22 protein-coding genes and 1 riboswitch are annotated in these 23412 nt (G+C 71.1%); of the genes, 13 read left to right on the top strand and 9 right to left on the bottom strand.

Translation table 11 applies throughout. From position 1 onward, the window contains the following. Positions 1 to 22 precede the first annotated feature (22 nt). The 12 genes from ACZ6JY_RS13145 (at position 23) to ACZ6JY_RS13090 (ending at position 13899) form a co-directional block, all read left to right on the top strand. Positions 23 to 2083 carry an N-6 DNA methylase gene (locus ACZ6JY_RS13145; protein WP_469195331.1) on the top strand — a complete coding sequence of 687 codons (2061 nt, stop codon included), beginning with the start codon at positions 23 to 25 and terminating at the stop codon, positions 2081 to 2083. Between the two features lie 139 nt (positions 2084 to 2222). Further along, positions 2223 to 2804, top strand: a complete 582-nt coding sequence (locus ACZ6JY_RS13140; protein ID WP_469195329.1) for a hypothetical protein — start codon at positions 2223 to 2225, stop codon at positions 2802 to 2804. A 2-nt stretch (positions 2805 to 2806) separates the two neighbouring features. Continuing rightward, positions 2807 to 4363: a serine/threonine-protein kinase gene (locus ACZ6JY_RS13135; protein ID WP_469195327.1), complete on the top strand. Its 1557-nt coding sequence runs from the start codon at positions 2807 to 2809 to the stop codon at positions 4361 to 4363. A 145-nt stretch (positions 4364 to 4508) separates the two neighbouring features. Continuing rightward, positions 4509 to 5183: a SurA N-terminal domain-containing protein gene (locus tag ACZ6JY_RS13130; RefSeq protein WP_469195325.1), complete on the top strand. Its 675-nt coding sequence runs from the start codon at positions 4509 to 4511 to the stop codon at positions 5181 to 5183. Between the two features lie 61 nt (positions 5184 to 5244). Next, positions 5245 to 6240 (top strand): nucleoside triphosphate pyrophosphohydrolase, encoded by a 996-nt coding sequence (locus ACZ6JY_RS13125; protein WP_469195323.1) that lies wholly within the window; start codon positions 5245 to 5247, stop codon positions 6238 to 6240. Next, positions 6237 to 7598 carry a cytochrome P450 family protein gene (locus tag ACZ6JY_RS13120; protein WP_469195321.1) on the top strand — a complete coding sequence of 454 codons (1362 nt, stop codon included), beginning with the start codon at positions 6237 to 6239 and terminating at the stop codon, positions 7596 to 7598. Before ACZ6JY_RS13125 ends, ACZ6JY_RS13120 begins: the two co-directional genes overlap by 4 nt. Before the next feature lie 136 nt (positions 7599 to 7734). Beyond that, complete coding sequence (locus ACZ6JY_RS13115) at positions 7735 to 8817, top strand: transglycosylase family protein (protein ID WP_469195319.1); 1083 nt, start codon at positions 7735 to 7737, stop codon at positions 8815 to 8817. A gap of 194 nt (positions 8818 to 9011) precedes the next feature. Then, positions 9012 to 9197: riboswitch (cyclic di-AMP (ydaO/yuaA leader) on the top strand. Positions 9198 to 9201: 4 nt separating this feature from the next. Continuing rightward, on the top strand, positions 9202 to 9921 hold the full coding sequence (locus tag ACZ6JY_RS13110; RefSeq protein ID WP_469195317.1) for a transglycosylase family protein: 720 nt from the start codon (positions 9202 to 9204) through the stop codon (positions 9919 to 9921). Between the two features lie 330 nt (positions 9922 to 10251). Further along, positions 10252 to 11532 (top strand): phosphopyruvate hydratase, encoded by a 1281-nt coding sequence (gene eno / locus ACZ6JY_RS13105; RefSeq protein ID WP_469195316.1) that lies wholly within the window; start codon positions 10252 to 10254, stop codon positions 11530 to 11532. 106 nt (positions 11533 to 11638) lie between these two features. Continuing rightward, positions 11639 to 12118, top strand: coding sequence for an FtsB family cell division protein (locus tag ACZ6JY_RS13100; protein ID WP_469195314.1), 480 nt, complete (start codon positions 11639 to 11641; stop codon positions 12116 to 12118). A 264-nt stretch (positions 12119 to 12382) separates the two neighbouring features. After that, on the top strand, positions 12383 to 12931 hold the full coding sequence (locus ACZ6JY_RS13095) for a DUF501 domain-containing protein (RefSeq protein ID WP_469195312.1): 549 nt from the start codon (positions 12383 to 12385) through the stop codon (positions 12929 to 12931). After that, the gene (locus ACZ6JY_RS13090) at positions 12928 to 13899 is read left to right on the top strand and encodes a Ppx/GppA phosphatase family protein (RefSeq protein WP_469195310.1); all 972 of its coding nucleotides are present in this window, start codon (positions 12928 to 12930) and stop codon (positions 13897 to 13899) included. The genes ACZ6JY_RS13095 and ACZ6JY_RS13090 overlap by 4 nt, the downstream gene beginning before the upstream one ends. Positions 13900 to 14093: 194 nt before the next feature. On the opposite strand, the gene hemC is transcribed toward ACZ6JY_RS13090, so the two are convergent. The 4 genes from hemC to ACZ6JY_RS13070 all read right to left on the bottom strand — a co-directional run bounded on the left by hemC (position 14094) and on the right by ACZ6JY_RS13070 (position 16486). Continuing rightward, a complete protein-coding gene (gene hemC / locus ACZ6JY_RS13085; protein ID WP_469195308.1) occupies positions 14094 to 15068 on the bottom strand; it encodes a hydroxymethylbilane synthase in 975 nt (324 codons plus the stop codon). Continuing rightward, positions 15065 to 15508 (bottom strand): NUDIX domain-containing protein, encoded by a 444-nt coding sequence (locus ACZ6JY_RS13080; RefSeq protein ID WP_469195306.1) that lies wholly within the window; start codon positions 15506 to 15508, stop codon positions 15065 to 15067. Before ACZ6JY_RS13080 ends, hemC begins: the two co-directional genes overlap by 4 nt. Before the next feature lie 64 nt (positions 15509 to 15572). Continuing rightward, complete coding sequence (locus tag ACZ6JY_RS13075; protein WP_469195304.1) at positions 15573 to 16055, bottom strand: hypothetical protein; 483 nt, start codon at positions 16053 to 16055, stop codon at positions 15573 to 15575. Next, on the bottom strand, positions 16052 to 16486 hold the full coding sequence (locus ACZ6JY_RS13070; RefSeq protein WP_469195302.1) for an ATP-binding protein: 435 nt from the start codon (positions 16484 to 16486) through the stop codon (positions 16052 to 16054). The genes ACZ6JY_RS13075 and ACZ6JY_RS13070 overlap by 4 nt, the downstream gene beginning before the upstream one ends. 158 nt (positions 16487 to 16644) lie before the next feature. Between ACZ6JY_RS13070 and ACZ6JY_RS13065 the strand changes: the two genes are divergently transcribed. Further along, positions 16645 to 17997 carry a transcriptional regulator gene (locus tag ACZ6JY_RS13065; RefSeq protein WP_469195301.1) on the top strand — a complete coding sequence of 451 codons (1353 nt, stop codon included), beginning with the start codon at positions 16645 to 16647 and terminating at the stop codon, positions 17995 to 17997. A gap of 59 nt (positions 17998 to 18056) precedes the next feature. On the opposite strand, the gene ACZ6JY_RS13060 is transcribed toward ACZ6JY_RS13065, so the two are convergent. The 5 genes from ACZ6JY_RS13060 to ACZ6JY_RS13040 all read right to left on the bottom strand — a co-directional run bounded on the left by ACZ6JY_RS13060 (position 18057) and on the right by ACZ6JY_RS13040 (position 23407). After that, entirely contained in the window at positions 18057 to 18323 is a 267-nt protein-coding gene (locus ACZ6JY_RS13060) for a hypothetical protein (RefSeq protein ID WP_469195299.1), read from the bottom strand. Beyond that, entirely contained in the window at positions 18320 to 18556 is a 237-nt protein-coding gene (locus ACZ6JY_RS13055) for a hypothetical protein (protein WP_469195297.1), read from the bottom strand. Before ACZ6JY_RS13055 ends, ACZ6JY_RS13060 begins: the two co-directional genes overlap by 4 nt. Positions 18557 to 18632: 76 nt before the next feature. Beyond that, positions 18633 to 19562, bottom strand: coding sequence for an N-acetylmuramoyl-L-alanine amidase (locus ACZ6JY_RS13050; RefSeq protein ID WP_469195295.1), 930 nt, complete (start codon positions 19560 to 19562; stop codon positions 18633 to 18635). A 67-nt stretch (positions 19563 to 19629) separates the two neighbouring features. Next, positions 19630 to 21264: a right-handed parallel beta-helix repeat-containing protein gene (locus ACZ6JY_RS13045; RefSeq protein ID WP_469195293.1), complete on the bottom strand. Its 1635-nt coding sequence runs from the start codon at positions 21262 to 21264 to the stop codon at positions 19630 to 19632. Between the two features lie 13 nt (positions 21265 to 21277). Continuing rightward, the gene (locus ACZ6JY_RS13040) at positions 21278 to 23407 is read right to left on the bottom strand and encodes a hypothetical protein (RefSeq protein ID WP_469195291.1); all 2130 of its coding nucleotides are present in this window, start codon (positions 23405 to 23407) and stop codon (positions 21278 to 21280) included. Positions 23408 to 23412: the final 5 nt, after the last annotated feature.

Genomic DNA, 23412 nt, shown 5'->3' with positions numbered 1-23412 from the left:
CCGCGACGAGGGGGGATTCACCATGACGCCGCCGGACCGGACGACCGAAGTCACCGCCGCCGGTATCGCCCGGCTCGCCGGGGTGGGACGGGCCGCTGTCAGCAACTGGCGCCGCAGGCACGGCGACTTCCCCAAGCCGGTGGGCGGTACCGACACCAGCCCCGCCTTCGCCCTCGCCGAGGTCGAGCGGTGGCTGCGCGCGCAGGGCAAGCTCGTCGAGGTGCCCCTGCGTGAACGGGTCTGGCAGCAGCTCTCCGGGCACCCCGCGGGCCCCTCCGCCGCCCTCTCGCACACCGGCCTGGCCCTGCTGCTGCTCCGGGACAGGCCCCCCGCCTGGCTCGCGCTGAGCGCCGTCTCCGACGAGCGGCTCGCGGCGCTGCTCCCCGCCGAACTCGACGAGGTGGTGACCGCGCGGTTCGGCGTTCGCCGCAGGCGGGCCGTGCGCATCCCCGAGCCCGCCGAACTCCTGCCCTCCGTACCGCTGTTGCGGGGCGCGGCCGAGCTCGCGGCGGATCTGGGCGCCCACCGGACGTACGAGTTCCTCCTCGGCAGGCAGCTCGACGCCAACCCCCGCCAGTACACCCTCACCCCCGAGGGCCCCGCCGCCCTGATGGCGCAGCTCGCGGGCCCCGCGCGCACCGTCCTCGACCCCGCCTGCGGCACCGGCGCCCTGCTGCGCGCCGTCCCCGCCCGCCCCGACCAGTACCTGTACGGCCAGGACAGCGCGCCCGAACTGGCCGCCCTCACCGCGCTCCGCCTGGCCCTGCACTCGGACGCGACCGTGCGCACCATGCCCGCCGACACCCTGCGCGCCGACGCCTACGACGACCGCAGGGCCGAAGCGGTGCTCTGCCACCCGCCGTTCAACGAGCGCGACTGGGGCCACGACGAACTGGCCTACGACGCCCGCTGGACGTACGGCTTCCCGGCCCGCGCCGAGTCGGAGCTCGCCTGGGTCCAGCACGCGCTCGCCCGTCTCACCGACGGCGGCACGGCCGTGCTCCTGATGCCGCCCGCCGCCGCGTCCCGCCGCTCGGGCCGCCGCATCCGCGCCGATCTGCTGCGCAGGGGCGCGCTCCGGGCGGTCATCGCCCTGCCCGCGGGGGCCGCGCCGCCCTACAACCTGCCGCTGCACGTATGGGTGTTGCGCAGGCCCGGGCCCGTGCCGCCCGCGCCCGAACTGCTCCTCGTGGAGGCTGCCGGGGCCCCGGCCACCGGTAGCCGTGACAAGCTCTGGCCCGCCGTGCAGGACGCCGTGCTCGACGCCTGGCGCCACTTCGAGCGGCACGGCACGGCCGAACGTCCGGGCCTCGCCCGTTCCGTGCCGGTCCTCGAACTCCTCGACGACGAGGTCGACCTGGCCCCCGCGCGCCGTCTGCCGCCCCCGGCCGCCGACGGCACCACCGCGGACCTCACGGCCGTACGCGAGAACCTCCGCGCGGCCCAGCGCCGGGCCGCGGACCTCACGCCGAACCTCCCGCCGGGGGAGACCGGGGCGGCGCCGCGCCCGCCCCTGACCACCGTCGGCGAACTGGCCCGCGCGGGCGCCCTGACCCTGCACAACGGCACGGGCGCGGGGGCCGGCGGCGTCCCCGTCCTCACCGACCACGACGTCCTGACCGGCGGCGCCCCCTCCGCGACCGTGCCCTTCCCGGCCGCGCGGGAGAGCACGGCGGAGGGCACCGACGTACGCACCGAACCCGGCGACGTCGTCGTCCCCGTCTTCGGCGGCGGCGCGGCGGCCCGCGTCATCGACGAGACCACCGCGGGCGCGGCGCTCGGCCGCGGACTCACCCTGCTCCGCCCCGACCCGGCCGCCCTCGACCCGTGGTTCCTCGCGGGCTTCCTGCGCGGCACCGCCAACCACCGCAAAGCCAGCAGCTACGCCTCCACCTCCGCGCGCCTCGACGTCCGCCGCCTGGAGCTGCCCCGGCTGCCGCTCGCCGGACAGCGCGGATACAGCGAGCGCTTCCGCGAACTGGCCGCCTTCGAGGACGCCCTGCGCCTCGCGGGCAGACTCGGCGAGCGGCTGGTGCGCGGCATGCACGACGGACTGACGGACGGCACACTTCCGCCGGGTTGAGGCGACCGGACGGAACCGGCCGGCGGTGCGGCGGCGTGACCAGTACGACAACGGTTCGGTACATCCCGGGACCGGTTCACCGCGTCGGCCTATACGCTCGAAACCGCATTCGTTCGTCCTTCACGTACCAGGAGCAGCCATGCACGGCCCCGGCTACGCGCCGCAAGTCCAGCCGCCCCCTTCCGGCGGAAACCATGTGACGTTGCGCGTGGTCCTCGTGGTGCTCGCGGTGATGTCGTGCGGGATGTTCGCGTGGGCGCCGATGCTGCGGCTCGTCATCGTGACGCGCAAGGTCCACGACTGGGTGCTCCTCGCCGTGGTGACCGCGCTCGACATCACGGCGTACATCCTGATCGGGACCGACCCCGGCGAGGACGAGTTCCAGGCCTCCGGCAACACGGGCATGGTGGTGCTGATCTGCACGATGACGGTCACCGTCGCCTACTACCTCTTCGCGGACATACGCCACTTCAACCGGCATCAGCAGCCGCAGTTCACCGGCTACGCGCCGCAGGCGCCCTCCTACGGCTACCCCGGCCCGCACACCCCCGTACCCGCCCCGACGCCGACGCCGACGCCCGCCCCGGCCCCGGTGTACCCGCGGCCGGACCAGCAGGCCGCGCAGCCGCCGACGCGTCCCGCGCCCGCCCGCATCAACCAGGTCAGAGCCGAACTCGACGAACTCAGCGACTATCTGCGCAAGCAGGAAGGCGGCAACTGACCGTGGCAGCGGGCACGCCGCCGGGCGCGGCGGCGGGCGGCCGCGTCGTCGCCGGGCGCTATGAACTCTCCACCCTCATCGGCCAGGGCGGCATGGGCCAGGTCTGGACGGCGTACGACAAGCGCCTCGACCGCCGCGTCGCCGTGAAGCTGCTGCGCCCCGACCGTGTCGCGGGCGCCGAAGCGGAGGAGCTGCGCCGCCGTTTCGTGCGCGAGTGCCGCGTCACCGCGCAGGTCGACCATCCCGGCCTGGTCACCGTGCACGACGCGGGCAGCGAGGCCGAGGACCTCTACCTCGTCATGCAGTACGTCGACGGCGCGGACCTCGGCGACCACCTCGCCGAGCACGACCCCTACCCCTGGCAGTGGGCCGTCGCGGTCGCCGCGCAGCTCTGCGCCGTCCTCTCCGCGGTGCACGCCGTGCCGATCGTGCACCGCGACCTGAAGCCGCGGAACGTGATGGTCAAGCAGGACGGCACCATCAGCATCCTCGACCTCGGCATCGCCTCGGTGATGGACACCGACACCACCCGCCTCACCCACACCGGCTCGCCGATCGGCAGCCCCGCGTACATGGCGCCGGAACAGGCGATGGGCGGCGCGGTCGGCCCGTACACCGACCTGTACGCCCTCGGCGTGCTGCTGCACGAACTGCTCAGCGGCGACGTGCCGTTCTCCGGGGCCACCGCGCTCGGCGTCCTGCACCGCCACCTCTACGAGCCGCCGCTGCCGGTCCGCAGGCTGCGTCCCGAGGTCCCGCAGTCCCTGGAGGCGCTCGTCCTGCGCCTGCTCGCCAAGGACCCCCAGCACCGCCACGCCAGCGCCCAGGAGGTCTACGCCGACCTCGAACCGCTGCTGCCCGCGCGCGGCACCCCCTCGGGCCGGCCGCTCGACCCGACGCGGCCCTTCCTGCGCCCGCACGCCCCGTGGCCCGACCGGGCAGCGACGCCCGCGGCCACGCCCGATATGCCCGCGCAGCCACCGGGGACGCCGCCGCAGCAGGACGTCGCCCGTGCCGTCGAGGACGTCAAGCGGCTCCTCGGCGAGGGCCGCATCACCCAGGCCGTGGACATCCTCGGCTCGATCCTGCCCGCCGCCGCCGCGAAGCACGGCGAGCACTCACCCGTCGTACGCACCCTGCGCAAGCAGTACGCGGCCACGCTCATGGACGACGGCCAGTACCGCCGCGCCCTGCCCGAGCTGCGGCGCCTCGCCGACGAGCGGGCCGCCGAGTCCGGCCAGGCCGACCCGCACTCCCTCCAGTTCCGCTACGAGGCCGCCCAGTGCCTCGAACAGCTCGGCGAACCGGCCGCCGCGCTCGCCGAGTACCGCGCGCTGCTCCCCTATTACGAGAACCAGTACGCGACGGACGACCGCCGCCAGTCCCTGGAGATCCGCCGCCGGGTCGGGCAGCTGCTGCTCGCCCTCGGCGACCGGCCCGCCGCCCACGACACCCTGGCGCGGCTGCTGCACGACGCGGAGATACTGCACGGTCCCGGCCACCCCTTCCCCCAGGAGATCAGGCGGACGCTCCAGTGGCTCGGACAGGTGCGCGGGTAGCACCGGGCGGGGGAGCGGGCCACAGTGCCCGGACTCCCGGCGAATCGTTGGTCGAATGGCTGGCCGAGAAGACGGCCACTGCCTACCATCGATCACTGCCGGACTTTGTGCACCGAAGCACAAACATTCAGCAGGGAGGCCCACCTTGCACCGCCGCAACAGCCGTCGCACCGCGCTCGTCCTCTCCACCGCCGCGCTCGTCGCGGCCCCGCTCCTGACCGCCTGCGGCAGCGAGGCGCATCCCGGCGCCGCCGCCGTCGTCGGCGGCGACCGCATCACGGTCGCGCAACTGGAGAGCCGGGTGAACGAGGTGCGCGACGCGCAGCGGGCCGCCATCCCCGACGACGCGCAGTACTCCCAGGCCATCGCGAAGTCCGGCGGCCTGACCCGCTCCACGCTGCACACGATGGTCCTCGACAAGGTGCTGCACCGCGCCGCGGCCGACGCCGGGGTGAGTGTCACGCGCCGCGACATCCAGACCATGCGGGCGGGCCTTGAGCAGCAGGCGGGCGGCAGCAAGGAGCTGGAACAGGGCTGGCTCCAGCAGTACAGCGTGGCACCGGCCCACCTCGACGACAGCCTGCGCACGGAGATCGAGGCGCAGAAGCTCGCGAAGAAGCTCGGCGCGGACATGAACGCGCCGGAAGGCCAGGCGCTCTTCTGGAAGTCGCTCACCGGGGCCTCCAAGAAGCTCGACATCGACCTCAACCCGCGCTACGGCACCTGGGACGTCGAGAAGAACAAGCGCGCCGACGCCAAGACACCGTGGGTGCGCGAGGTGACCGACGCGAGCGCCGGGGACGCCGACCAGCAGGCATAGCGCGCGGGCCCGGCAGGGCGGCGGCGTCCGGTGGGCCGGCGGGGCGGGTTACGTTCGACGGGTGAACGAGACCGAGACCACGCCCCCGGCCGCCGCCCCCTCCGTCGGCCGCGTCATCCTCCTGACCACCAGCCACCGCGTCGCGCCCGGCCTCCTGTCCTGGCCCGCCTGGCAGGCCCTGCACGGCGCCGACGAGGTGGTCTGCGGCGACGCGCGGCACCCCCAGCTCCCGTACCTGCGTGAGGCGGGCGTGAGCGTCACGCACGCCACGCCCACCGCCGATGAGCTGGTCGAGGCCTGCGCGGGCGGCCGTACGGTCCTGGTCGTCGCCACGGCCGAGGGCGACCGCGGCCTCACCGACGGCCTGGCGCGCCTCGCGGGTTCGGGCCGCGTCGCCATGCCGGACCTGGAGCTGCTCCCCGCCTCGTACGACCTGCCGGGCGCGCGCCTGCTCGACCTGGTCCAGGTGATGGACCGCATCCGCGAGGAGTGCCCCTGGTCCTCGCGGCAGACGCACAAGGGCCTGGTGAAGTACGCGATCGAGGAGGCGTACGAACTGGTCGAGGCGATCGAGGCGGGCGACAGGGAGGAACTGCGCGAGGAGCTCGGCGACGTGCTGCTCCAGGTGGTCTTCCACGCCCGTATCGCCCAGGAGGACCCGGAGAGCCCGTTTTCCGTCGACGACGTCGCGGGCACCATCGTCGAGAAGCTCATCCACCGCCACCCGCACGTCTTCGGCGACGACTCCGCGCAGACGCCGGAGGAGGTCAAGGAGCACTGGCGGCGCACCAAGGCCGAGGAGAAGCAGCGCACGTCGGTGACGGAGGGCGTCCCGCTGGGCCAGCCGAGCCTGGCCCTCGCGGCGAAGCTGGCCTCGCGGGCGCGGACGGCCGGCCTCCGGGTCCAGGTGCCCCAGGGCGAGGGCATCGCCTACGAACTCCTCGCGCTCGCCCTGCGCGCGGAGGCCGAGGGCGTGGACCCCGAGTCGGCACTGCGGGTCGCCGCACGGGCCTACCGGGACGCCGTTCTGGCCGCCGAGGGGGCGGAGCGCCGATGACCGGGCCCAGCGCCGCGAGCGCCCCGCAGCGGGGCGAGCAGGGGCCCGAGCTCTTCACCTGGGAGTTCGCCACCGACCCCTACCCCGCGTACGCCTGGCTGCGGGAGAACTCGCCCGTGCACAGGACCACGCTGCCCAGCGGGGTGGAGGCATGGCTCGTCACGCGGTACGCCGACGCCAAGGACGCCCTCGCCGACCAGCGGCTCAGCAAGAACCCCGCCCATCACGACGAGCCCGCGCACGCCAAGGGCAAGACCGGCATTCCGGGCGAGCGCAAGGCCGAGCTGATGACGCATCTGCTCAACATCGACCCGCCGGACCACACCCGCCTGCGCAGGCTCGTCGCGAAGGCGTTCACGCCGCGCCGCGTGGCGGAGTTCGCCCCGCGGGTGCAGGAGCTGACGGACGCCCTCATCGACGCGATCCTGGAGAAGGCCGGTGAGGGCGGTGAGGCAGGCGAGGACGGCAAGGAGGGCCAGGACGGCGGGGACGGCAAGGACGGCGAGAAGAAGGGGGCGGCCGACCTCATCCACGAGTTCGCCTTCCCGCTCCCCATCTACGCCATCTGCGACCTGCTCGGCGTCCCCCGCGAGGACCAGGACGACTTCCGCGACTGGGCGGGCATGATGATCCGTCACGGCGGGGGCCCGAGGGGCGGCGTGGCCCGGTCGGTGAAGAAGATGCGCGGCTATCTCGCCGAGCTGATCCACCGCAAGCGCCTCGACCCGGGCGACGACCTCATCTCCGGCCTGATCCGCGCCTCCGACCACGGCGAGCACCTCACGGAGAACGAGGCCGCCGCCATGGCCTTCATCCTGCTCTTCGCCGGCTTCGAGACCACCGTCAACCTCATCGGCAACGGCGTGTACGCCCTCCTGACCCACCCCGAGCAGCGCGAACGCCTCCAGAAGGCGCTGGCCGAAGGCGACACCGGGCTCCTGGAGACCGGCGTCGAGGAACTCCTGCGCTTCGACGGGCCCGTGGAGCTCGCCACCTGGCGGTTCGCCACCGAGGCGCTGACCATCGGCGGGCAGCGCATCGCCGCGGGCGACCCCGTCCTCGTCGTCCTCGCCGCCGCCGACCGCGACCCCGAGCGGTTCGAGCACCCGGACACCCTGGACCTGTCGCGCCGCGACAACCAGCACCTCGGATACGGCCACGGAATCCACTACTGCCTGGGCGCACCGCTCGCCCGTCTGGAGGGCAGAACCGCCCTCGCGACGCTGCTCCGACGCCTTCCTGACCTGCAACTGGCGGTCGATCCGTCGGATTTGCGGTGGCGTGGCGGGCTCATCATGCGCGGACTGCGGACGCTGCCGGTGGAGTTCACATCCGCACAGGGGAGGGCCCACAACTGACGGGGCGTCACGATTGTGACTTTCACGTGATCTCCGCTGCATCGACTTGTGACAAGCGTTCGACTGCGGCTACGTTCACGTCGACTCGGGCACCCCGTTGCCCGGTCGCCGCACAAGTCTCCCGAAAGGCAACCGCATGCTCTCCGGCAATGGTCGTCACCGACGCCCCCGCCAGGCCCCGGTCCTCATCGTCGCGGCAGGAGTCACCGGATCCGCCATCGCCATCCCGCTCCTCGGAGCGACCAGCGCGAGCGCCGCTCCCACGGTGACGTGGGACAAGCTCGCCGAGTGCGAGAGCGGCGGCGCGTGGAGCGCCAACCCCGGCAACGGTTACTACGGAGGGCTCCAGCTCTCCCAGGAGACCTGGGAGGCCAACGGCGGCCTCGTCTACGCGCCCAGCGCCGACCAGGCCTCCAAGTCCCAGCAGATAGCCGTGGCCGAGCGCGTCCTGAACGGGCAGGGCCCCGAGGCGTGGCCGAGCTGCGCCCCGATCGCCGGCCTCACGGACGACGGCGCCGAGGCCGACGTGGACCCCGGCAACCCGATCGTCCCCGCGCCCACGGATTCGTCCGGCTCGGAGAAGTCGGAGAAGAAGGAGGAGGACTCCGCGAAGACGGGGGACTCCGAGAAGAAGGACGAGTCGTCCGACGACGCGTCAGAGGGCGAGGAGAAGCCCTCGGACGACGCGTCGGACAGCGCGGAGCCCTCCGACGACGCGAGCGACACGCCGGACTCCGGTTCCGACTCCGGTTCCGACCGAGAGAAGGATCACGACAAGTCCGGCAAGAAGGACAGCGAGGACAGCAAGGACGGCAAGGCCGACGAGGCGGAGCCCGGCGGCAAGGCGGAGAAGGGCGCGCCGGACGGCTCGGACGAGTCCGCGGACGGCGAGAGCACTTCGCCCACGGGCAGGGACGAGGACTCCGCTTCCTCCACCGGCCGGCACCGCGGCGGCAGCGCGCGGGAGAGCGGTTCGGGCGCCGACGGGAGTGCCTCCGGCGACCGTTCGGGCCGGCACGCCTCGCGCGGCCACGAGCGGACGGACAAGCCGGCCGACGGGACGTACACGGTCCGCTCCGGCGACAACCTCTCGGCGATCGCCGACGACCACGGTGTGGACGGCGGTTGGTCCAGGCTCTACACCGAGAACAAGAAGACCGTCGGGGACGACCCGGACCTCATTCTCCCCGGTCAGAGCCTCGATTTGGGCGAAAAATAGGGGTAGTTGACGATGCGTCGGCGGGGTACTTCGCGTCGAATGCCCGTTTTGGCGCGAGTGAGAGATGGGTCTCAGAAGCCCTGATCGTCTTTGAAATTCGGGTGGTCCCCTGTCTACGGTCGTGACCGCTCGCCATTGGTGGGCCCCGCCGGTCGGTACGCCGAATCCTGCCAACGGCCGGACGGGAACAATCGTCGCTTCGAGCGCCGTAGGCAGGAGCGGGGGACCCAAGGTAAGTGCCGGGCCCGGAAGTTCGGCTCCGAACAGGAGCGGGACGTACGGACCGGCTAGGGGTGGAGCCGCACTCGGGAGAGTGCGGCCGGGCAACTTCACTGGCCCGAACCCGACAGCTCACCTCGCAGGCGTCGGTGAGGGGATCAACTCATGCTGTTTTCCAGCAAGGGCAAGCACCGCCGTCCGTCCAAGGCCACCCGTGTCGTCACGCTCGCCGGTGTCACCGGTGCCGCCGTGGCGGCCCCGCTGATGGCCGCCGGTTCGGCCTCGGCCGCCACCGCCTCCGAGTGGGACGCCGTCGCCCAGTGCGAGTCGGGCGGCAACTGGTCCATCAACACCGGCAACGGCTACCAGGGCGGCCTGCAGTTCTCGCCGTCCACCTGGGCCGCGTACGGCGGCACCAAGTACGCGTCCAGCGCCGACAAGGCCTCCAAGGCCCAGCAGATCGAGATCGCCGAGAAGGTCCTCGCGGGCCAGGGCAAGGGTGCCTGGCCGAGCTGTGGTGTCGGCCTCTCCAACGCCTCCGGTGGCGGCGGCGCCCAGCAGCAGGCCCCGCAGCAGCAGACCAAGCCGCAGCCGCAGAAGACGCAGCAGCAGGCCCCGCAGCAGCAGGCCGCCCCGCAGGAGCAGGCCGCGCCGAAGCCGCAGCCCGCGCCGCAGACCCAGACCAAGAAGACCGTCGAGACCCCGACCGGCAAGAAGGTCGAGAAGGGCGACGGCGAGTACAAGGTCAAGACGGGCGACACCCTGTCGAAGATCGCCGAGTCGCACGACGTCAAGGGCGGCTGGCAGAAGGTCTACAAGCTCAACGGCGACATCATCGACAACGCCGACTTCATCTACCCGGGCCAGCAGCTCCACCTGAGCTGACCCGCGCGGCCACGGCCGTGCCTCGGCGGACGCACGGCCGTACCCCCGTCCCCACGGGCTCCCCGCCCCGGTGCGCGTATCCCCCGTACGCACCGGGGCGGGGGTATGTCCGCCCCCGGCCCCCGGCTGGTCGCCCCCGGCTGTTCGCCTTCAGCGAGCTACTGGTCAGTAGAAACGCGGGCTTCCGTCCCGTTTCCCCGGTATTTGGGCGCTCGTGCGTCCCACGGGGCGGGCGGTCGGCTGGCCGAAGGCTCCGGGCCGGTTAGGCTCAGGAGACGCAGGGCCGAAGCGGCCCCGCGTAAACGCGTCACATCCCAGAAGGAGATGCTCGTGCCGTCCATCGACGTCGTCGTAGCCCGGGAAATCCTGGACTCCCGAGGCAACCCCACGGTCGAGGTCGAGGTCGGCCTCGACGACGGCAGCACGGGTCGTGCCGCCGTCCCGTCCGGTGCCTCCACCGGAGCCTTCGAGGCCATCGAACTCCGTGACGGTGACCCCAACCGTTACATGGGCAAGGGCGTGGAGAAGGCCGTCCTCGCCGTCATCGAGCAGATCGGCCCGGAGCTCGTCGGCTACGACGCCACCGAGCAGCGCCTGATCGACCAGGCCATGTTCGACCTGGACGCCACCGACAACAAGGGCTCGCTCGGCGCCAACGCCATCCTCGGCGTCTCGCTCGCCGTCGCGCACGCCGCGTCCGAGGCCAGCGACCTGCCGCTCTTCCGCTACCTCGGCGGTCCGAACGCGCACCTGCTGCCCGTCCCGATGATGAACATCCTGAACGGTGGGTCGCACGCCGACTCCAACGTCGACATCCAGGAGTTCATGATCGCCCCGATCGGCGCGGAGTCCTTCTCCGAGGCCCTGCGCTGGGGCACCGAGGTCTACCACACGCTGAAGAAGGTCCTGAAGAGCAAGGGCCTGGCCACCGGCCTCGGCGACGAGGGCGGCTTCGCGCCGAACCTCGACTCCAACCGCGCCGCCCTGGACCTCATCCTCGAGGCCATCAAGGAGGCCGGCTACGTCCCCGGCGAGCAGATCGCGCTCGCCCTCGACGTCGCCGCGTCCGAGTTCTACAAGGACGGCTCGTACGAGTTCGAGGGCAAGACCCGCTCGGCCGCCGAGATGACCGAGTACTACGCGGAGCTCGTCGCCGCGTACCCGCTCGTCTCCATCGAGGACCCGCTGTTCGAGGACGACTGGGCCGGCTGGAACGCCATCACCGAGCAGCTCGGCGAGAAGGTCCAGCTGGTGGGCGACGACCTGTTCGTCACCAACCCGGAGCGCCTGGCCCGCGGCATCGAGGAGAAGTCCGCGAACGCCCTGCTGGTCAAGGTCAACCAGATCGGTTCGCTGACCGAGACGCTGGACGCCGTCGAGATGGCCCAGCGCAACGGCTTCAAGTGCATGATGTCCCACCGCTCCGGTGAGACCGAGGACGTCACCATCGCCGACCTGGCCGTCGCCACCAACTGCGGCCAGATCAAGACCGGCGCCCCGGCCCGCTCCGAGCGCGTCGCCAAGTACAACCAGCTCCTGCGCATCGAGGAGATCCTCGACGACGCCGCCGTGTACGCGGGCCGCAGCGCCTTCCCGCGCTACAAGGGCTGAGCCGTGCCGCAGGCGTAATGCCCGGTTACCTACGTCCCCGCACCCGGTCCCGTACCGTGTGCGGGGACGTAGTCACGTGCACGCGCTGCTTCGGGGAGGCGGAACCATGGCCAAGGCCGGGACCAGGGACCGGTTCTCCACGGCTACCCGGCTACGGCTGCTCGGCGAGCAGACCGCCGAGCGCGTCTACCGCTCCCAGACCAAGCGCCAGGCCCGCCGCTCCCGGCTCACCGGCCGGGCCGCGCTCCTCGCGCTGGTGCTCTGCTCGCTGGTCGTGGTGCTCGCGTACCCGATAAGGCAGTACGTCTCCCAGCGCACCGAGATCGACAACCTGCGCCGGCAGCAGACCGAGCACCGGGCCGACGTGGAGAAGCTCCGCGACGAGAAGGCCCGCTGGCAGGACGACGCGTACGCCGAGCAGCGCATCCGGCACCGCCTGCACTACGTGATGCCGGGCGAGACCGGCTTCACGGTGATCGACCCGTCGGCGGCGAAGACCCGGCGCGCGGACCAGGGCGCGGCGTCACGCCCCTGGTACTCGAACGTCTGGGACAGCGTGGACAAGGCCGACCGCCCCACCAACTGACCCCACCGCCCCGCCAACCGCCTCCGCTAGCCCGATGCCGCTCGCCCGACGCCCGACTCCGACCATCTCGACGCCCGACCTCTCGCCCGCCCCCGACGGCCGTTTCCGACCGCCCCGACGCCCGACCTCTCGCTCGTCACGACGCCCGGCGTCGACCGCCCTGACGGCCGACTCCCATCGCCCCGGCGAGTAGCCCCCTCGACCGCCCCGACGCACCACCGTCTCGATCGCGCCGGCGATCGACCACCTGATGGAAAGACAGGCATGCACACGCCCCCGCCGACCACCCCGCGCACCGAGCCCACCGACGCCGATGTCGAGGCCTTCAAGGAGCAGCTCGGCCGTCCGCCCCGCGGGCTGCGGGCCATCGCGCACCGTTGTCCCTGCGGGCAGCCGGACGTCGTCGAGACGGCGCCGCGGCTCCCGGACGGGACGCCGTTCCCGACGACGTACTACCTCACCTGCCCGCGGGCCGCGTCCGCGATCGGCACGCTGGAGGCCAACGGCGTCATGAAGGAGATGTCGGAGCGGCTCAAGACGGACCCGGAACTCGCCGCCGCGTACCGCGCCGCGCACGAGGACTACATCGCGCGCCGCGACGCCATCGAGGTCCTGGAGGGCTTCCCCAGCGCGGGCGGCATGCCGGACCGCGTGAAGTGCCTGCACGTCCTGGTCGGCCACTCCCTGGCCGCGGGCCCCGGCGTGAACCCGCTCGGCGACGAGGCGCTCGCGATGCTGCCCGAGTGGTGGGCCAAGGGCCCCTGCGTCACGCCGAGCGCCGCCGAGGACGCTGCCGACGGGGGCGCCGAATGACCCGCGTCGCCGCGATCGACTGCGGCACCAACTCCATCCGGCTGCTCGTCGCCGACGCCGACCCGGCCACCGGCGAACTGGTCGACCTCGACCGCCGGATGACCATCGTCCGCCTCGGCCAGGGCGTGGACAGGACCGGCCGCCTCGCGCCGGAGGCCCTGGAGCGCACCTTCGCGGCCTGCCGCGAGTACGCCGGGATCATCAAGGAGCACGGCGCCGAGCGCCTCCGCTTCGTGGCGACCTCCGCCTCCCGCGACGCCGAGAACCGCGACGACTTCGTACGAGGTGTGCGGGACATCCTCGGCGTCGACCCCGAGGTCATCACCGGCGACCAGGAGGCCGAGTTCTCCTTCACCGGCGCCACCAAGGAGCTGACGGGCCGCGACGACCTCGCCAAGCCCTACCTGGTGGTGGACATCGGCGGCGGCTCGACGGAGTTCGTCGTCGGCACCGACTCCGTCCGTGCGGCCCGCTCGGTCGACGTCGGCTGCGTCCGCATGACCGAGCGGCACCTCGTCCACGACGGCGTGGTCGCCGACCCCCCGGCGCCCGGGCAGTTCGACGCGGTCCGCGCGGACATCGAGGCGGCCCTCGACCTCGCCGAGCGCACCGTGCCGCTCAAGGAGGCCCGCACGCTGGTCGGCCTCGCGGGCTCGGTGACGACGGTCGCCGCGATCGCGCTCGGCCTGGAGGAGTACGACAGCGAGGCGATCCACCACACGCGGCTCCCCTACGAGCAGGTGCGCGCCATCACGCACCGCCTGACGGCCGCCACCCACGCCGAACGCGCCGCGATCCCCGCGATGCACCCGGGCCGCGTCGACGTGATCGCCTCGGGCGCGCTGGTGCTGCTCGCGATCATGGAAAGGATCGGCGCGGAGGAGGTCGTGGTGAGCGAACACGACATCCTCGACGGCATTGCCTACAAAGTGGCAGAAGAGGTCGAGGAAGGTAAGAAAGGCCTCTGACCTGCCAAGACGCTTGTAAGTCGCGGCCCCGTCCCCTACCTGGGGGTCGGGGCCGCGTCCTGTCGTGGAGATGTGCCGGTTGCAATCGAACACGTGAGCGATCTAACGCCCAATCTGCCGCGCCTCCCTGGCAGGCAGCACGGCCCCGGTACCTCGCTGTAGGTACCGGGGCCGTTCTGTTCGGGGATTGACCGTCAGTGCGGAATTCCTTCAATGATGTTGCGGGCCCCCTGCCGCAGCAGTTCAGCGCAGACGCGCGAGCCGAGTACGGCCGGATCGTTCATGGACTCGCCCCAGAAGTGCGCGTGAACGAACTTGGAACCGTCGCGTGAGAAGACCATGCCGCGCAAGCTGAGTTGCCCATCGGGTTCCGTGATGCAGTGCCCCGCAATGGGACTGTTGCAGTGCCCCCGTAGGCCGTGCAGCATCACTCGTTCCGCCGTGATCTCTGTCATGGTGCGTTCGTGGTTGACCTGCTGAAGCAGGTAGGCGACCGCATCGTCATCCTTGCGGCATTCGAGGCCGAGCGCGCCCGCACCGACGGCCGGCAGCATCTCGCCGACCTCGAACACCTGTCGGGCTCGGCCCCCGAGGTCGAGGCGTTCGAGCCCTGCCCGTGCGAGGACCATGGCGTCTAGCTTGTGATCGATGGGTTTGCGTCCGTCGAGCTTTTCGATACGCGTCCCGACCAGCCCGCGGACCCGTACGACGTTGAGATCGGGGCGTACGCGGTTGAGCTGAGCCTTACGGCGCACGGCAGAGGTGGCGACGGAAGCGCCGGGCGGAAGATCAGCGAGCGTCTGCACGTCGGAACCTTCGGGTACGAGCAGCACGTCGCGTACGTCGTCGCGAGGAAGGTACGCGGCGAAGATCAGGCCGCGCGGCATGGGGACGTCTCCAGGCACGTCCTTGATGCAGTGGACGGCCATGTCGACCTGTCCGCGCTGCAACATCTGGTCGATTTCGCGGACGAACAGGCCCTTCCCGCCGAGCTGCGCGAGGTCGCCTTGCCACTTGTCGGCCTCGGTGGTGACAGGCACGACCTCGATATCGAGGTCGTGCTCGATCTTGCGCAGCAGGCCCGACACCTGCTCAACCTGGGCGAGAGCCAGAGGTGAGCTGCGTGTGCCGATGCGCAGCCGTCGGGCGGGGAAGTCGCTTGTGTTCATAACGTCCCTTCGTGTCTGGTTTCACGGTAGACCGTGCTTCCGGGGGCCCGGAGTGGGCGCGCGATTCGCACGGCTATTGCGGGGTGCAGCAGCTCTTGGGCTCCAGTGCGGGTTGTCCAGCACCAGGCGTCGAGTTCTTCGCGCTGCAAGGTGAGGCGGTCGGTGTCGGCCGGGTGGAGCACTGGGCCGGCGAACAGGAACGCGAGCCGGTCGCGGCGGCCGGGGCGGGTGGCTTGTAGCCACTCGACGGCGAGCAGGTCGTGTTCCGTGATGTCGAGATGGAGGCCGAGTTCTTCGTGTGCCTCGCGGCGGGCGGCGTCGACGGGGGATTCGCCCTGTTCGACGATGCCGCCGGGCAACTGCCACGGGGCATCACCCTTGGATGGGTGGACGATGAGCAGGTCGTCACGTGGGTTGGTGATCAGGACGGCAGCAGTCACGGGGTGGCCTGGGGCCGGTGGCGGCATGGCGCTTCCTTCGGCGTCGGTGGGCGTACGCGTTCCTTCACCGGTTTCGGATGGTCGTCGCACCCATGTAGGCGCGGATTGTCGCAGCGACACGCGCGAGGTATACCGAGACGGCGTCCGGACCCGCGCCGGGCGGGATCGGGTCGAGGCCGATCGTCAGGCACACTTGCCCGCCGGCGATCACATGCGCGCGCCATTCGTTGCTGGTGGGCGGTAGCCGCATGGTGTAGGCGGGGTGCCCGTAGTCGAGGGCGACGAACGGCCCGCGGAGTATGAGGCGGGCACCGACGATCGGCACCCGCTCCGAGGCGGGGCGTAAGCGCATCGCGTCGACCATGCCCATAAGGCCAGTTTCGACGGTCTCGGTCGTCTCCCCTGGGCGCCGTGGGGGTGCGTGACCGATCAGGGCGTACGCGATCGGTTCTGAGTCCGTGGGTGTGTGCATCCACGTCGATACGATGCAGCCAGCGACGAAGCCGGGGCCAGGCACGGCCCGGAACGACAGACCTTGCTCGATCATCGCTCTACCTCCGCCCATACGACTTTGCCGAACGGTCGGTCGTCGACGTCCCAGCGCGCGGCGAGAGCGTCGACGATGTGCAGACCGCGTCCGCGGGCCCGCTCCCCGGAGTCGTTTCTCAGGTGCGGGCGCTTGCGCCTGGTGTCGTGTACCTCGACGCGCACGTGTGTGAGTGAGGGCAGCACCGTGACGAGCATGGAGTCGCCGGGCTCGCTTCCGTAGCGGTACGCGTTGGTGGTCAGCTCCGAGACGATGAGTAAGAGGGCATCGAGCTGGTCATCCGCGAGAGGCAAATCGTTGTGTTTCAGGACGTCGCGCACGTAAGCGCGGGCCTGCGAGGGTGCCTCATCAGTCGAGGGCAGCATCGCTTGTGCCGGGGGCTCGCTCGGTGGGTCGGCACAGTGCGCCATGTTCCGCGGTTGCTTGATCATGCGTAACCCCTTCGGGCAGTCACGACGTCCTGTCGTCGCTGCTTCACGAGTGGATGGGTTTACCTGACTAGGCAACATGCGTTACGGACCGGGGGGTACCGTCGTGGGGGGTGTCGAAGGGTGTCGCTTTCGTCGCTCACGGTCGCGGAGGTGCGGGAATGAATTCACCGAATGAGCAGCTTGCGTACTGGCTTGGACGCTCCGGGATCAGCCGGAAGGAATTGGCCCGGCGGGTGCAATCGAAGGCGAAGGAGTGGGGACAACCCAACGTCGCCCCCAACGCAACCCGTGTCCGGGGATGGTTGGAAGGTGAAATGCCTCGCGCGCCGATCCCCGACATTCTCGCCGGCGTGTTCTCCGATCGGTTTGGATGGCGCATCACGACGTACGACCTTGGCCTCGGCGAGGGGAGTTCGGCCGATGCGGCCCTCGCCTACGACCCATCGTTCGCGGCTACCGTGGATGTAGTCGCCGACTTGGGGAGAGCTGACGTGGACCGACGAGCGTTTCTAGCAGCCGCACCGTTCGCCGCAGTGGCCGGCGTCGGTCCCTCGCGGGACTGGCTGTTGGCCACCCTTGACCAGGAACCCGAACCGGGCCCGCGTGTGCGTCTGGAAGACGTGTCCGCAGTGAAGAACATGTTCGGCACGTTCCAGAAGATGGACGTACTACAGGGCGGAGGCTCCGGGCGCCTGATCCTCGCCGAGTACATGAACCATCACGTCTATCCGCTGTTGCGGCGGTCGCACGACGACACCGTGCGGCGAGCACTGTGCGAGGCCGCTGCGGAACAGACTTACCTACTCGGCTGGATGGCGTACGACAACGGCGAACACTCCGTCGCGCAGCGCTACTTGATCCAGTCGCTACGCCTCGCGGAGGAGTCGCGTAACGCTCCCCTCGGCGCACACGTGCTTGCTGGCATGGCCGATCAGGCGACGCTACTTGGTGATCCGGCCGAGGGGCGGCGCCTCGCGCAAGCGGGGCGACAGGGCTTGTCGAAGGCCGACTCTCCGGCCTGCCTCGCCGACCTATGGTGTCTGGAAGCGCGGGCGCATGCCCTGCTCGACGACAAGAAGGCGGCGGCCCGTGCGGTCGTGCAGTCGGAACACGCGTACGAGCGGGCCGACCTTGCGGAAGAGGCGGATTGGGCGGCGTTCATCGATCCGGCCTACCTGCACGGCGAGCACGCGAACACCATGCGGGACTTGGGCGAGGCGAAGGCGGCCGAGGAACACGCGCGTCGGTCGATCGAGCATGCGGAGATGCAGAACCGGGCTCGTCGGGGCGCCATGTCTCAAGCGGCGCTCGCCGTGTCCCACCTGCAACGCCGTGACCTTGACGGGGCGTACGCGGCCGGTCTGCGGACGCTGCGGCTGTCGGGACAGGTGAAGTCGTCGAGGGCGGTTGAGGCCGTGCAGGATCTTCAGCGACGCATGAAACCTTTCGGCGGCCACCGCCTGGTCGCCGACTTCAACGAGCGGGCGCGCGAGCTGGTCGCCGCGGCGTAGGCGCCGGAACGACAGAGCGCCCCCCGCACGGCCTGGAGAGCCGTGCGGGGGGCGTCTTCTCATGTGCGGGTGGCGAACTGCCACAGAGACAGGGCGAGGCCGACCAGGGCGACCAGGGCGACCAGGGAGGGCAGCGGCCACCGGTTGCGTTCGAGGGCGTCGAGGCGGGTTTCGTGGTCGGCGATGGCGCGGTCGGTCTGGTCGCCTCGCTGTACGAGCAAGGCGAGGGCACCATCGACTCGGGCGAAACCCGTTTCCATCGTGCCGCGTAGTCGCTCCAGCTCGACGGCGACGGCGGCCGGGTCGGACGGGGTGGGGATGCTCACCGGGCGGCCTCGTCGGGATCGTCGACCAGGCCGAGGCCGACGCGGTCGAGCAGGGCCTCGACGCTCGGCAGGGCCATGACGCGGGCGAGGCCGCCCGCAACGGCGAGGCCGCCGGCGACCCACGGCAGGGACTCGGGCACGCCGGAGGCGGAAACGATGCCGGGCAGCGCAACGGCGAAGGCGACGACCGCTTGCAGGATGGTGCGGACGGTGCGCTTGGTCTCGGGGGTCATGGGTGGTGCTCCTGTTCGTGTGCGGGCCCGCCCCACGGCGCGGTGACCGTGGCGGCGGGCGAGGAGTGAGGGGGGTTCAGGCGGTGACGGTGAAGCCGTGCGCGCGGCCGAGGGCGGTGAGGGAGACGCGGCCCGGGATGCCGTCGGCAGCGGCGCCGCTGTACCCGCATCGCTGCTGCCACTTGCGGTAGGCCGTGACGGTCGTCGTGCCGAAATGGCCGTCGACGTACCTCCGAGCGAGCAGGCCCTCGGCGGCGAGGGCGTCTTCGACGATGCGCGCGCCCGCGTATGAGACAGGGGTACCGGCCTTGGCCGGGTCCTTCCGTGCGGCGGCGACCAGGAGGGAGAGGTCGACGGACTTTGTGGGCGGCTTCGGCTTGCTCGGGGTGTCGTCGAGCAGCTCGGCGACGCGGGCGCGGATCTTGGCCATGGTGAGCGCGGGCCCGCCCTTGCGGCCGATCGGTCCGCGAGGGTCGACCTTGCCTGGCTGCCACTCCAGGTGTCCGATTACGGACTCGGCGCCCCAGCCGTGGGCGCGGCAGATGCCGGCGGCGGCGCGCGCGATGGCCTCGACCTGTACCTCGGGCCACGGGTCGCGGTTGTCGCCGAGATTGACGCACTCAAAGCCGTAGAAGTAGCGGTTGCCGTCGGTGTTGGCCTCGTTGTCGGCGGGCAGGGTGCGTTCCGCGGTGACGGCGGCGAGTACGTCGTCGTCGCCGAGGCCGGCATGGTTGGCGCGGCCGTAGCCGACCAGGTGCACGCGCCCGCTCTTGTCGATGACGCCGTGGCACAGGGGGCCGGGCAGGGTGGGGTGCCCGTTGCGGCACAGGGCGACCGAGTGTGCGGTGCCGGACGTCACGGTGTGGTGGATCATGACGCCCCGCATGGGCCCCCATGGGCCCTTGTGGTTGCGGTTGTGGCGCGTCCAGTTGCCGACGCCCACGACGTCGACGCCCTCGCCCTCGATGGCGGCGCGGAACTTGGCGGGGGACAGGGGCGGGGCCATAGGAGGTCTCCAGACATGCAAAAAGCCCCGGCGCGAGGCGCGGGGCGTACGAGGTGAGGGGGCGAGATCAGGCGAGGTCGGCGGCGCTGGTGTTGGTGTTGATGCTCGCCGGGTCATCGACCGCGGCCGAGCCGGTCGACGTCCATGTCGAGCCGCGCCAGTCGTTGCCGTACCGGTGGATGAGCGAGCACGTGTTCGTGATCGACAGAGCGTTGATCGCCTCATTGCCCGACCCGTTGGGACGGACCTTGTTGCCGGACAGGGAGACAGACGAGGCGTTGGTCGACAGACGGATGCCGTAGTAGGTGTTGTTCGCCGAGCGGCCGGGCGACTTGATGTAGCTGTCGCGGATGTGGATGTTGTTGCCGTCCTGCACCAACACGCCGTTGCCGCCCGGGTAGAGCACGACGTTGCCCGTCAGGGACGTGTGCGTGCACTTCACTGCGGTGATGCCGTGCGCACCGGAGCCGTAGACGTGGTTGCCGGTCACGGCTCCGTTCTCGGCGTTTTCCATGGAAATGGCGGTCCCGTCGATGTTGCAGACCGAGTTACCGGAGATCGCGAAGCGCTGGACCTGTTGCAGCCGGATGCCGTTTTCTGCGGTGGTGCTGCCGTCGATGGCGTTGTCGCCGAGGGTCAGGTTCAGGATCTGCCCGGACGCTTCGCCGAGAGCGACGATCGGCTCGTCGTAGCCCTGTCCCTGGCGGAAGGTGCAGCCGGTGACGGTCAGATTGCGCATGGCCTGTGAGGCGCTGGTCTGGGTGCCGTCCGGCCGCTTGGTGTCCTCGGTGTCGGCCTCGATCACCGTGCGGAAGCGCACGCCCGATCCGCACTGAGTGAAGTTGCAGCCGGTCACGGCGACGTCTTCCCAGTTGTAGGCACTGACGGCGTACTGGGTGATGCCCTCGAAAGCGCAGTCGGACACGCGTATGCGGCGGTGGTACTTGGTGATCGTCGCCGAGTGCGAGCCGACCCCGCGCGGCCATGCCGTGGTGCCGCTCGTCCCGGACGCTCCGAAGTAGCAGCCGGTCACGAGAATGTCCTCGCACGGCGTGTGATCGTAGGGACCGAAACCGCCGAAGACCCCCGATGACTTGGCGAGGTCGATCTGTATTGCCTCGGAAAAGTCGCGGCCCCCGGGGTCCCGGTAGCCAAGGAAGCGGCAGTTGTCGACGGTCGCGCGCTTCGTCGAGTTGATCTCGATGGCGTGGTACCCGGAGACGTCGCGGATCTCAACGTCGCGGATGGTGAGGTCGTGGGAGTGGCCGACGCTGATACACATCGCCGAGGCTGTGAGGCCCGGCGCGGTGCCCTGGCAGTCCCAGATGCCGCCCTCAATGGTGATGTTGCCGTGGCCGCTGTAGCCGCCCCGGTCCTGCCCGGCGTCGCCGTTGATGAGCACGGTTTCGGCCGCTCCGCGTATGAAGCGGGCGCCCGGCAGCAACGTGAGGCGGGTCGAGTCGTAGATACGCAGAGGCAGAGTGGCGAGCAGGTACCGGCCCGGCGGGACGATGACCCAACCACCGCGAAGTCGGGCCGCGTTCAGCGCGGCTTGGATCGCGGGCGCGTCGTCGACGGTGCCGGTGCCGGTGGCTCCGTACGCGGTGACGGTCAGGGACTCGGAAAGCCGCTCCAGCATGTACTGAAGGCGGCCGGCGGTCAGTTGCATGCCGGGGAGCCACTGAGCTACGGGCGTGGACAAGGGGGGAGCCTCCTTAGAGGGCGACAAGGGCGGGGCGGGCGAGCTGCACGGTGCTGCCCGCGGCGTGGGGGAGGGCAAGGCCGTTCGTGCCGCGCGTGACGGTGAGCGTCTGGCGGCCGGCGCTGGGCGCGGTGGCGGCGGTCAGGAGCAGGTGCTCGCCCCCGACGTCGATGGCGATGGGGAACGCGTCGGGGCTGGTGCTGGCGTCGGGCCATGGCGGGCCCGCATTGACGCGCACTTTGATCGCGGTCGCCTTCTCGTCGACGGCTGCGGCCAGAGTCGTACCGTCGGGGCCGGCGGTTGCGTACTCGGCGTCGTCGAGCACGGCGACCAGCCACGGCCCGCCCGGTGAGCACGAGAATTCGACGTCCCATGTGCGCACGCCAAGCGTTTCGGTGTAGCCCTCGACCAGCAGCTCGACCCGCTCGGGCGGGAGCCATGGCGGCGGGTTAAGGATCTGCGCGCGGGCGCCGATGTCGACGGCGGCGACCTGCTCGGCAAGGTGCGGCGCCTCATGCACGGCGACGGACACGGAGGGATATCGGGCCTCGTTCCACGTGCCGCGGTGCAGTGCCCACCACGCGTGTGGGGCGCACTGGTCGTCGGTGTGCAGGTTGACGGTGCGCTGGTCGGTGTAGCGGCCGATGCCGTCGGGCGGGCCGAGGACGGAAAGCGGGCCGACTTCCAGGACGGCGCGCGCGGACGATCCGCCCGTGCGCTGCACGGTGACGTCGTTGCGTACGGCCTGGTCGTCGTCGACAGGTTCGAGCGGGGCGACGACCTCGCGTGCGGCGTAGTCGAGAGTGAGCGCCGGAGGCTGGGTGTAGTGCATGGCGCGGGTGCGGTAGGCCAGTGACAGGGCGTCGCGCTGCTCGTACAGGATGCCGCCGTCGGCGTCCGCACACTCTTGCAGCAGGTCGAGCAACGTCGCGGCCGACTGCGCGCCCACGGCCGTGGCAATCGTGTTGGCACGGCCGGTGTAGGCCAGCGGCACCGCCTCCTCACGGGTGAGGCGCCGCATGCGGTTACCGACGGACTCGCCGGCCCACGCGTCGATGGAGCCGCCGTACGCGTCGGTCGTTTCGGTCGGCCAGACGCTGATGTGTCCCAGCGCCATGCCGTCGAGCAGGGGACTGTATCCGTCGGGCGGCGAGGCGACGCCGGTCGGTCGGCCGATCTTGCCGGGGAACGTGTTGCTGTAGCCGCCGGCATCGCCCCCGACGTCGCGCCACTCGACGCGCCACTCGACGTCGGGGCCGTTCTGCCGGACCCGGAACAGGACGCGTACCCACTGGTTGAACAGGTCGTTTCCGGTGCCGATGGCTTGGTTGATGACGTCTTTGCCCTGCGCGTCGCGGCCGATGACGCGGGTAAGCAGGTTGGCCGACTGGATGTACCAGGTCGCCACCGTGCCGGTTGAGCGGATGCACAGGAAGGTGCGCAGCTCCGCCGGTATGGAGTCGAGCCGGTACAACCACTGGACGTGCCACCCGTCCAGCGGCGTGGCCGGGGCGGGCACGGCCCCGTACATCATCGGCAGCACGCTGCCCGCAGAGGCGATCGTCGGAAGGCGCCCGCTGCTGGGCAGTGAGTCGGCCTGCGCCCACCGCGCGCCACTCAGGAGCAGGGGCCGCACGTCCTCGATGGGAGAGGCGGCCTGTGTGGCGCTCGCCCCGTCCTCCATCGGCCAGTAGGCCAGCGGCTCATAGGCGGGAATCGCACGGCGCAACGTCGAATCCAAGGGCTTGGAACCCTGGCCCAGGCGGCGCAGGATGCCCGCGGCCGTGACGGATACCCGCACGTTGTACGCGGAGCCCCACGCAACCGGCCACGCCGGTATCTCGCCCATGAACCGCACCAACCGCGGTGCGCTCGGCCCGCCGGGCTGCACGGAGACACGGACGGACGTATTACGGCCGATCTTCCCGTACAGGTCACTGCGGGGGTTGCGGGGTGAGTAGCGGCCAGTGGTGTTGTCCAGGACGAAGCTGCACGTGGCCGCGTCCGTGCGGGCGCCCTCGTCGGGGCGCCCGCGGGTGATGGTGACCGGGTTGTCGGTGAAGACGTCGCCGGTCACGTCGACCCAGGTCGCAGCGATCAGCAGCTCGACGCGGACGCCTAGCGGGTCATCGGGGAATGCCACGAACG

It is taken from the genome of Streptomyces sp. NPDC046335 (assembly GCF_055587985.1).
The sequence above is the reverse complement of the archived record's forward strand: the minus strand, read 5'-3'. Positions and strand labels throughout refer to the sequence as shown.

Coding starts and splice junctions, on each gene's coding strand:
- ACZ6JY_RS13065 (WP_469195301.1), top strand. CDS start 16,645: ATGAATTCACCGAATGAGCAGCTTGCGTACTGGCTTGGACGCTCCGGG.
- ACZ6JY_RS13070 (WP_469195302.1), bottom strand. CDS start 16,486: ATGATCAAGCAACCGCGGAACATGGCGCACTGTGCCGACCCACCGAGC.
- ACZ6JY_RS13120 (WP_469195321.1), top strand. CDS start 6,237: ATGACCGGGCCCAGCGCCGCGAGCGCCCCGCAGCGGGGCGAGCAGGGG.
- hemC (WP_469195308.1), bottom strand. CDS start 15,068: ATGAACACAAGCGACTTCCCCGCCCGACGGCTGCGCATCGGCACACGC.
- ACZ6JY_RS13050 (WP_469195295.1), bottom strand. CDS start 19,562: ATGGCCCCGCCCCTGTCCCCCGCCAAGTTCCGCGCCGCCATCGAGGGC.
- ACZ6JY_RS13100 (WP_469195314.1), top strand. CDS start 11,639: ATGGCCAAGGCCGGGACCAGGGACCGGTTCTCCACGGCTACCCGGCTA.
- ACZ6JY_RS13110 (WP_469195317.1), top strand. CDS start 9,202: ATGCTGTTTTCCAGCAAGGGCAAGCACCGCCGTCCGTCCAAGGCCACC.
- ACZ6JY_RS13055 (WP_469195297.1), bottom strand. CDS start 18,556: ATGACCCCCGAGACCAAGCGCACCGTCCGCACCATCCTGCAAGCGGTC.
- ACZ6JY_RS13090 (WP_469195310.1), top strand. CDS start 12,928: ATGACCCGCGTCGCCGCGATCGACTGCGGCACCAACTCCATCCGGCTG.
- ACZ6JY_RS13140 (WP_469195329.1), top strand. CDS start 2,223: ATGCACGGCCCCGGCTACGCGCCGCAAGTCCAGCCGCCCCCTTCCGGC.
- ACZ6JY_RS13115 (WP_469195319.1), top strand. CDS start 7,735: ATGCTCTCCGGCAATGGTCGTCACCGACGCCCCCGCCAGGCCCCGGTC.
- ACZ6JY_RS13145 (WP_469195331.1), top strand. CDS start 23: ATGACGCCGCCGGACCGGACGACCGAAGTCACCGCCGCCGGTATCGCC.
- ACZ6JY_RS13095 (WP_469195312.1), top strand. CDS start 12,383: ATGCACACGCCCCCGCCGACCACCCCGCGCACCGAGCCCACCGACGCC.
- ACZ6JY_RS13075 (WP_469195304.1), bottom strand. CDS start 16,055: ATGATCGAGCAAGGTCTGTCGTTCCGGGCCGTGCCTGGCCCCGGCTTC.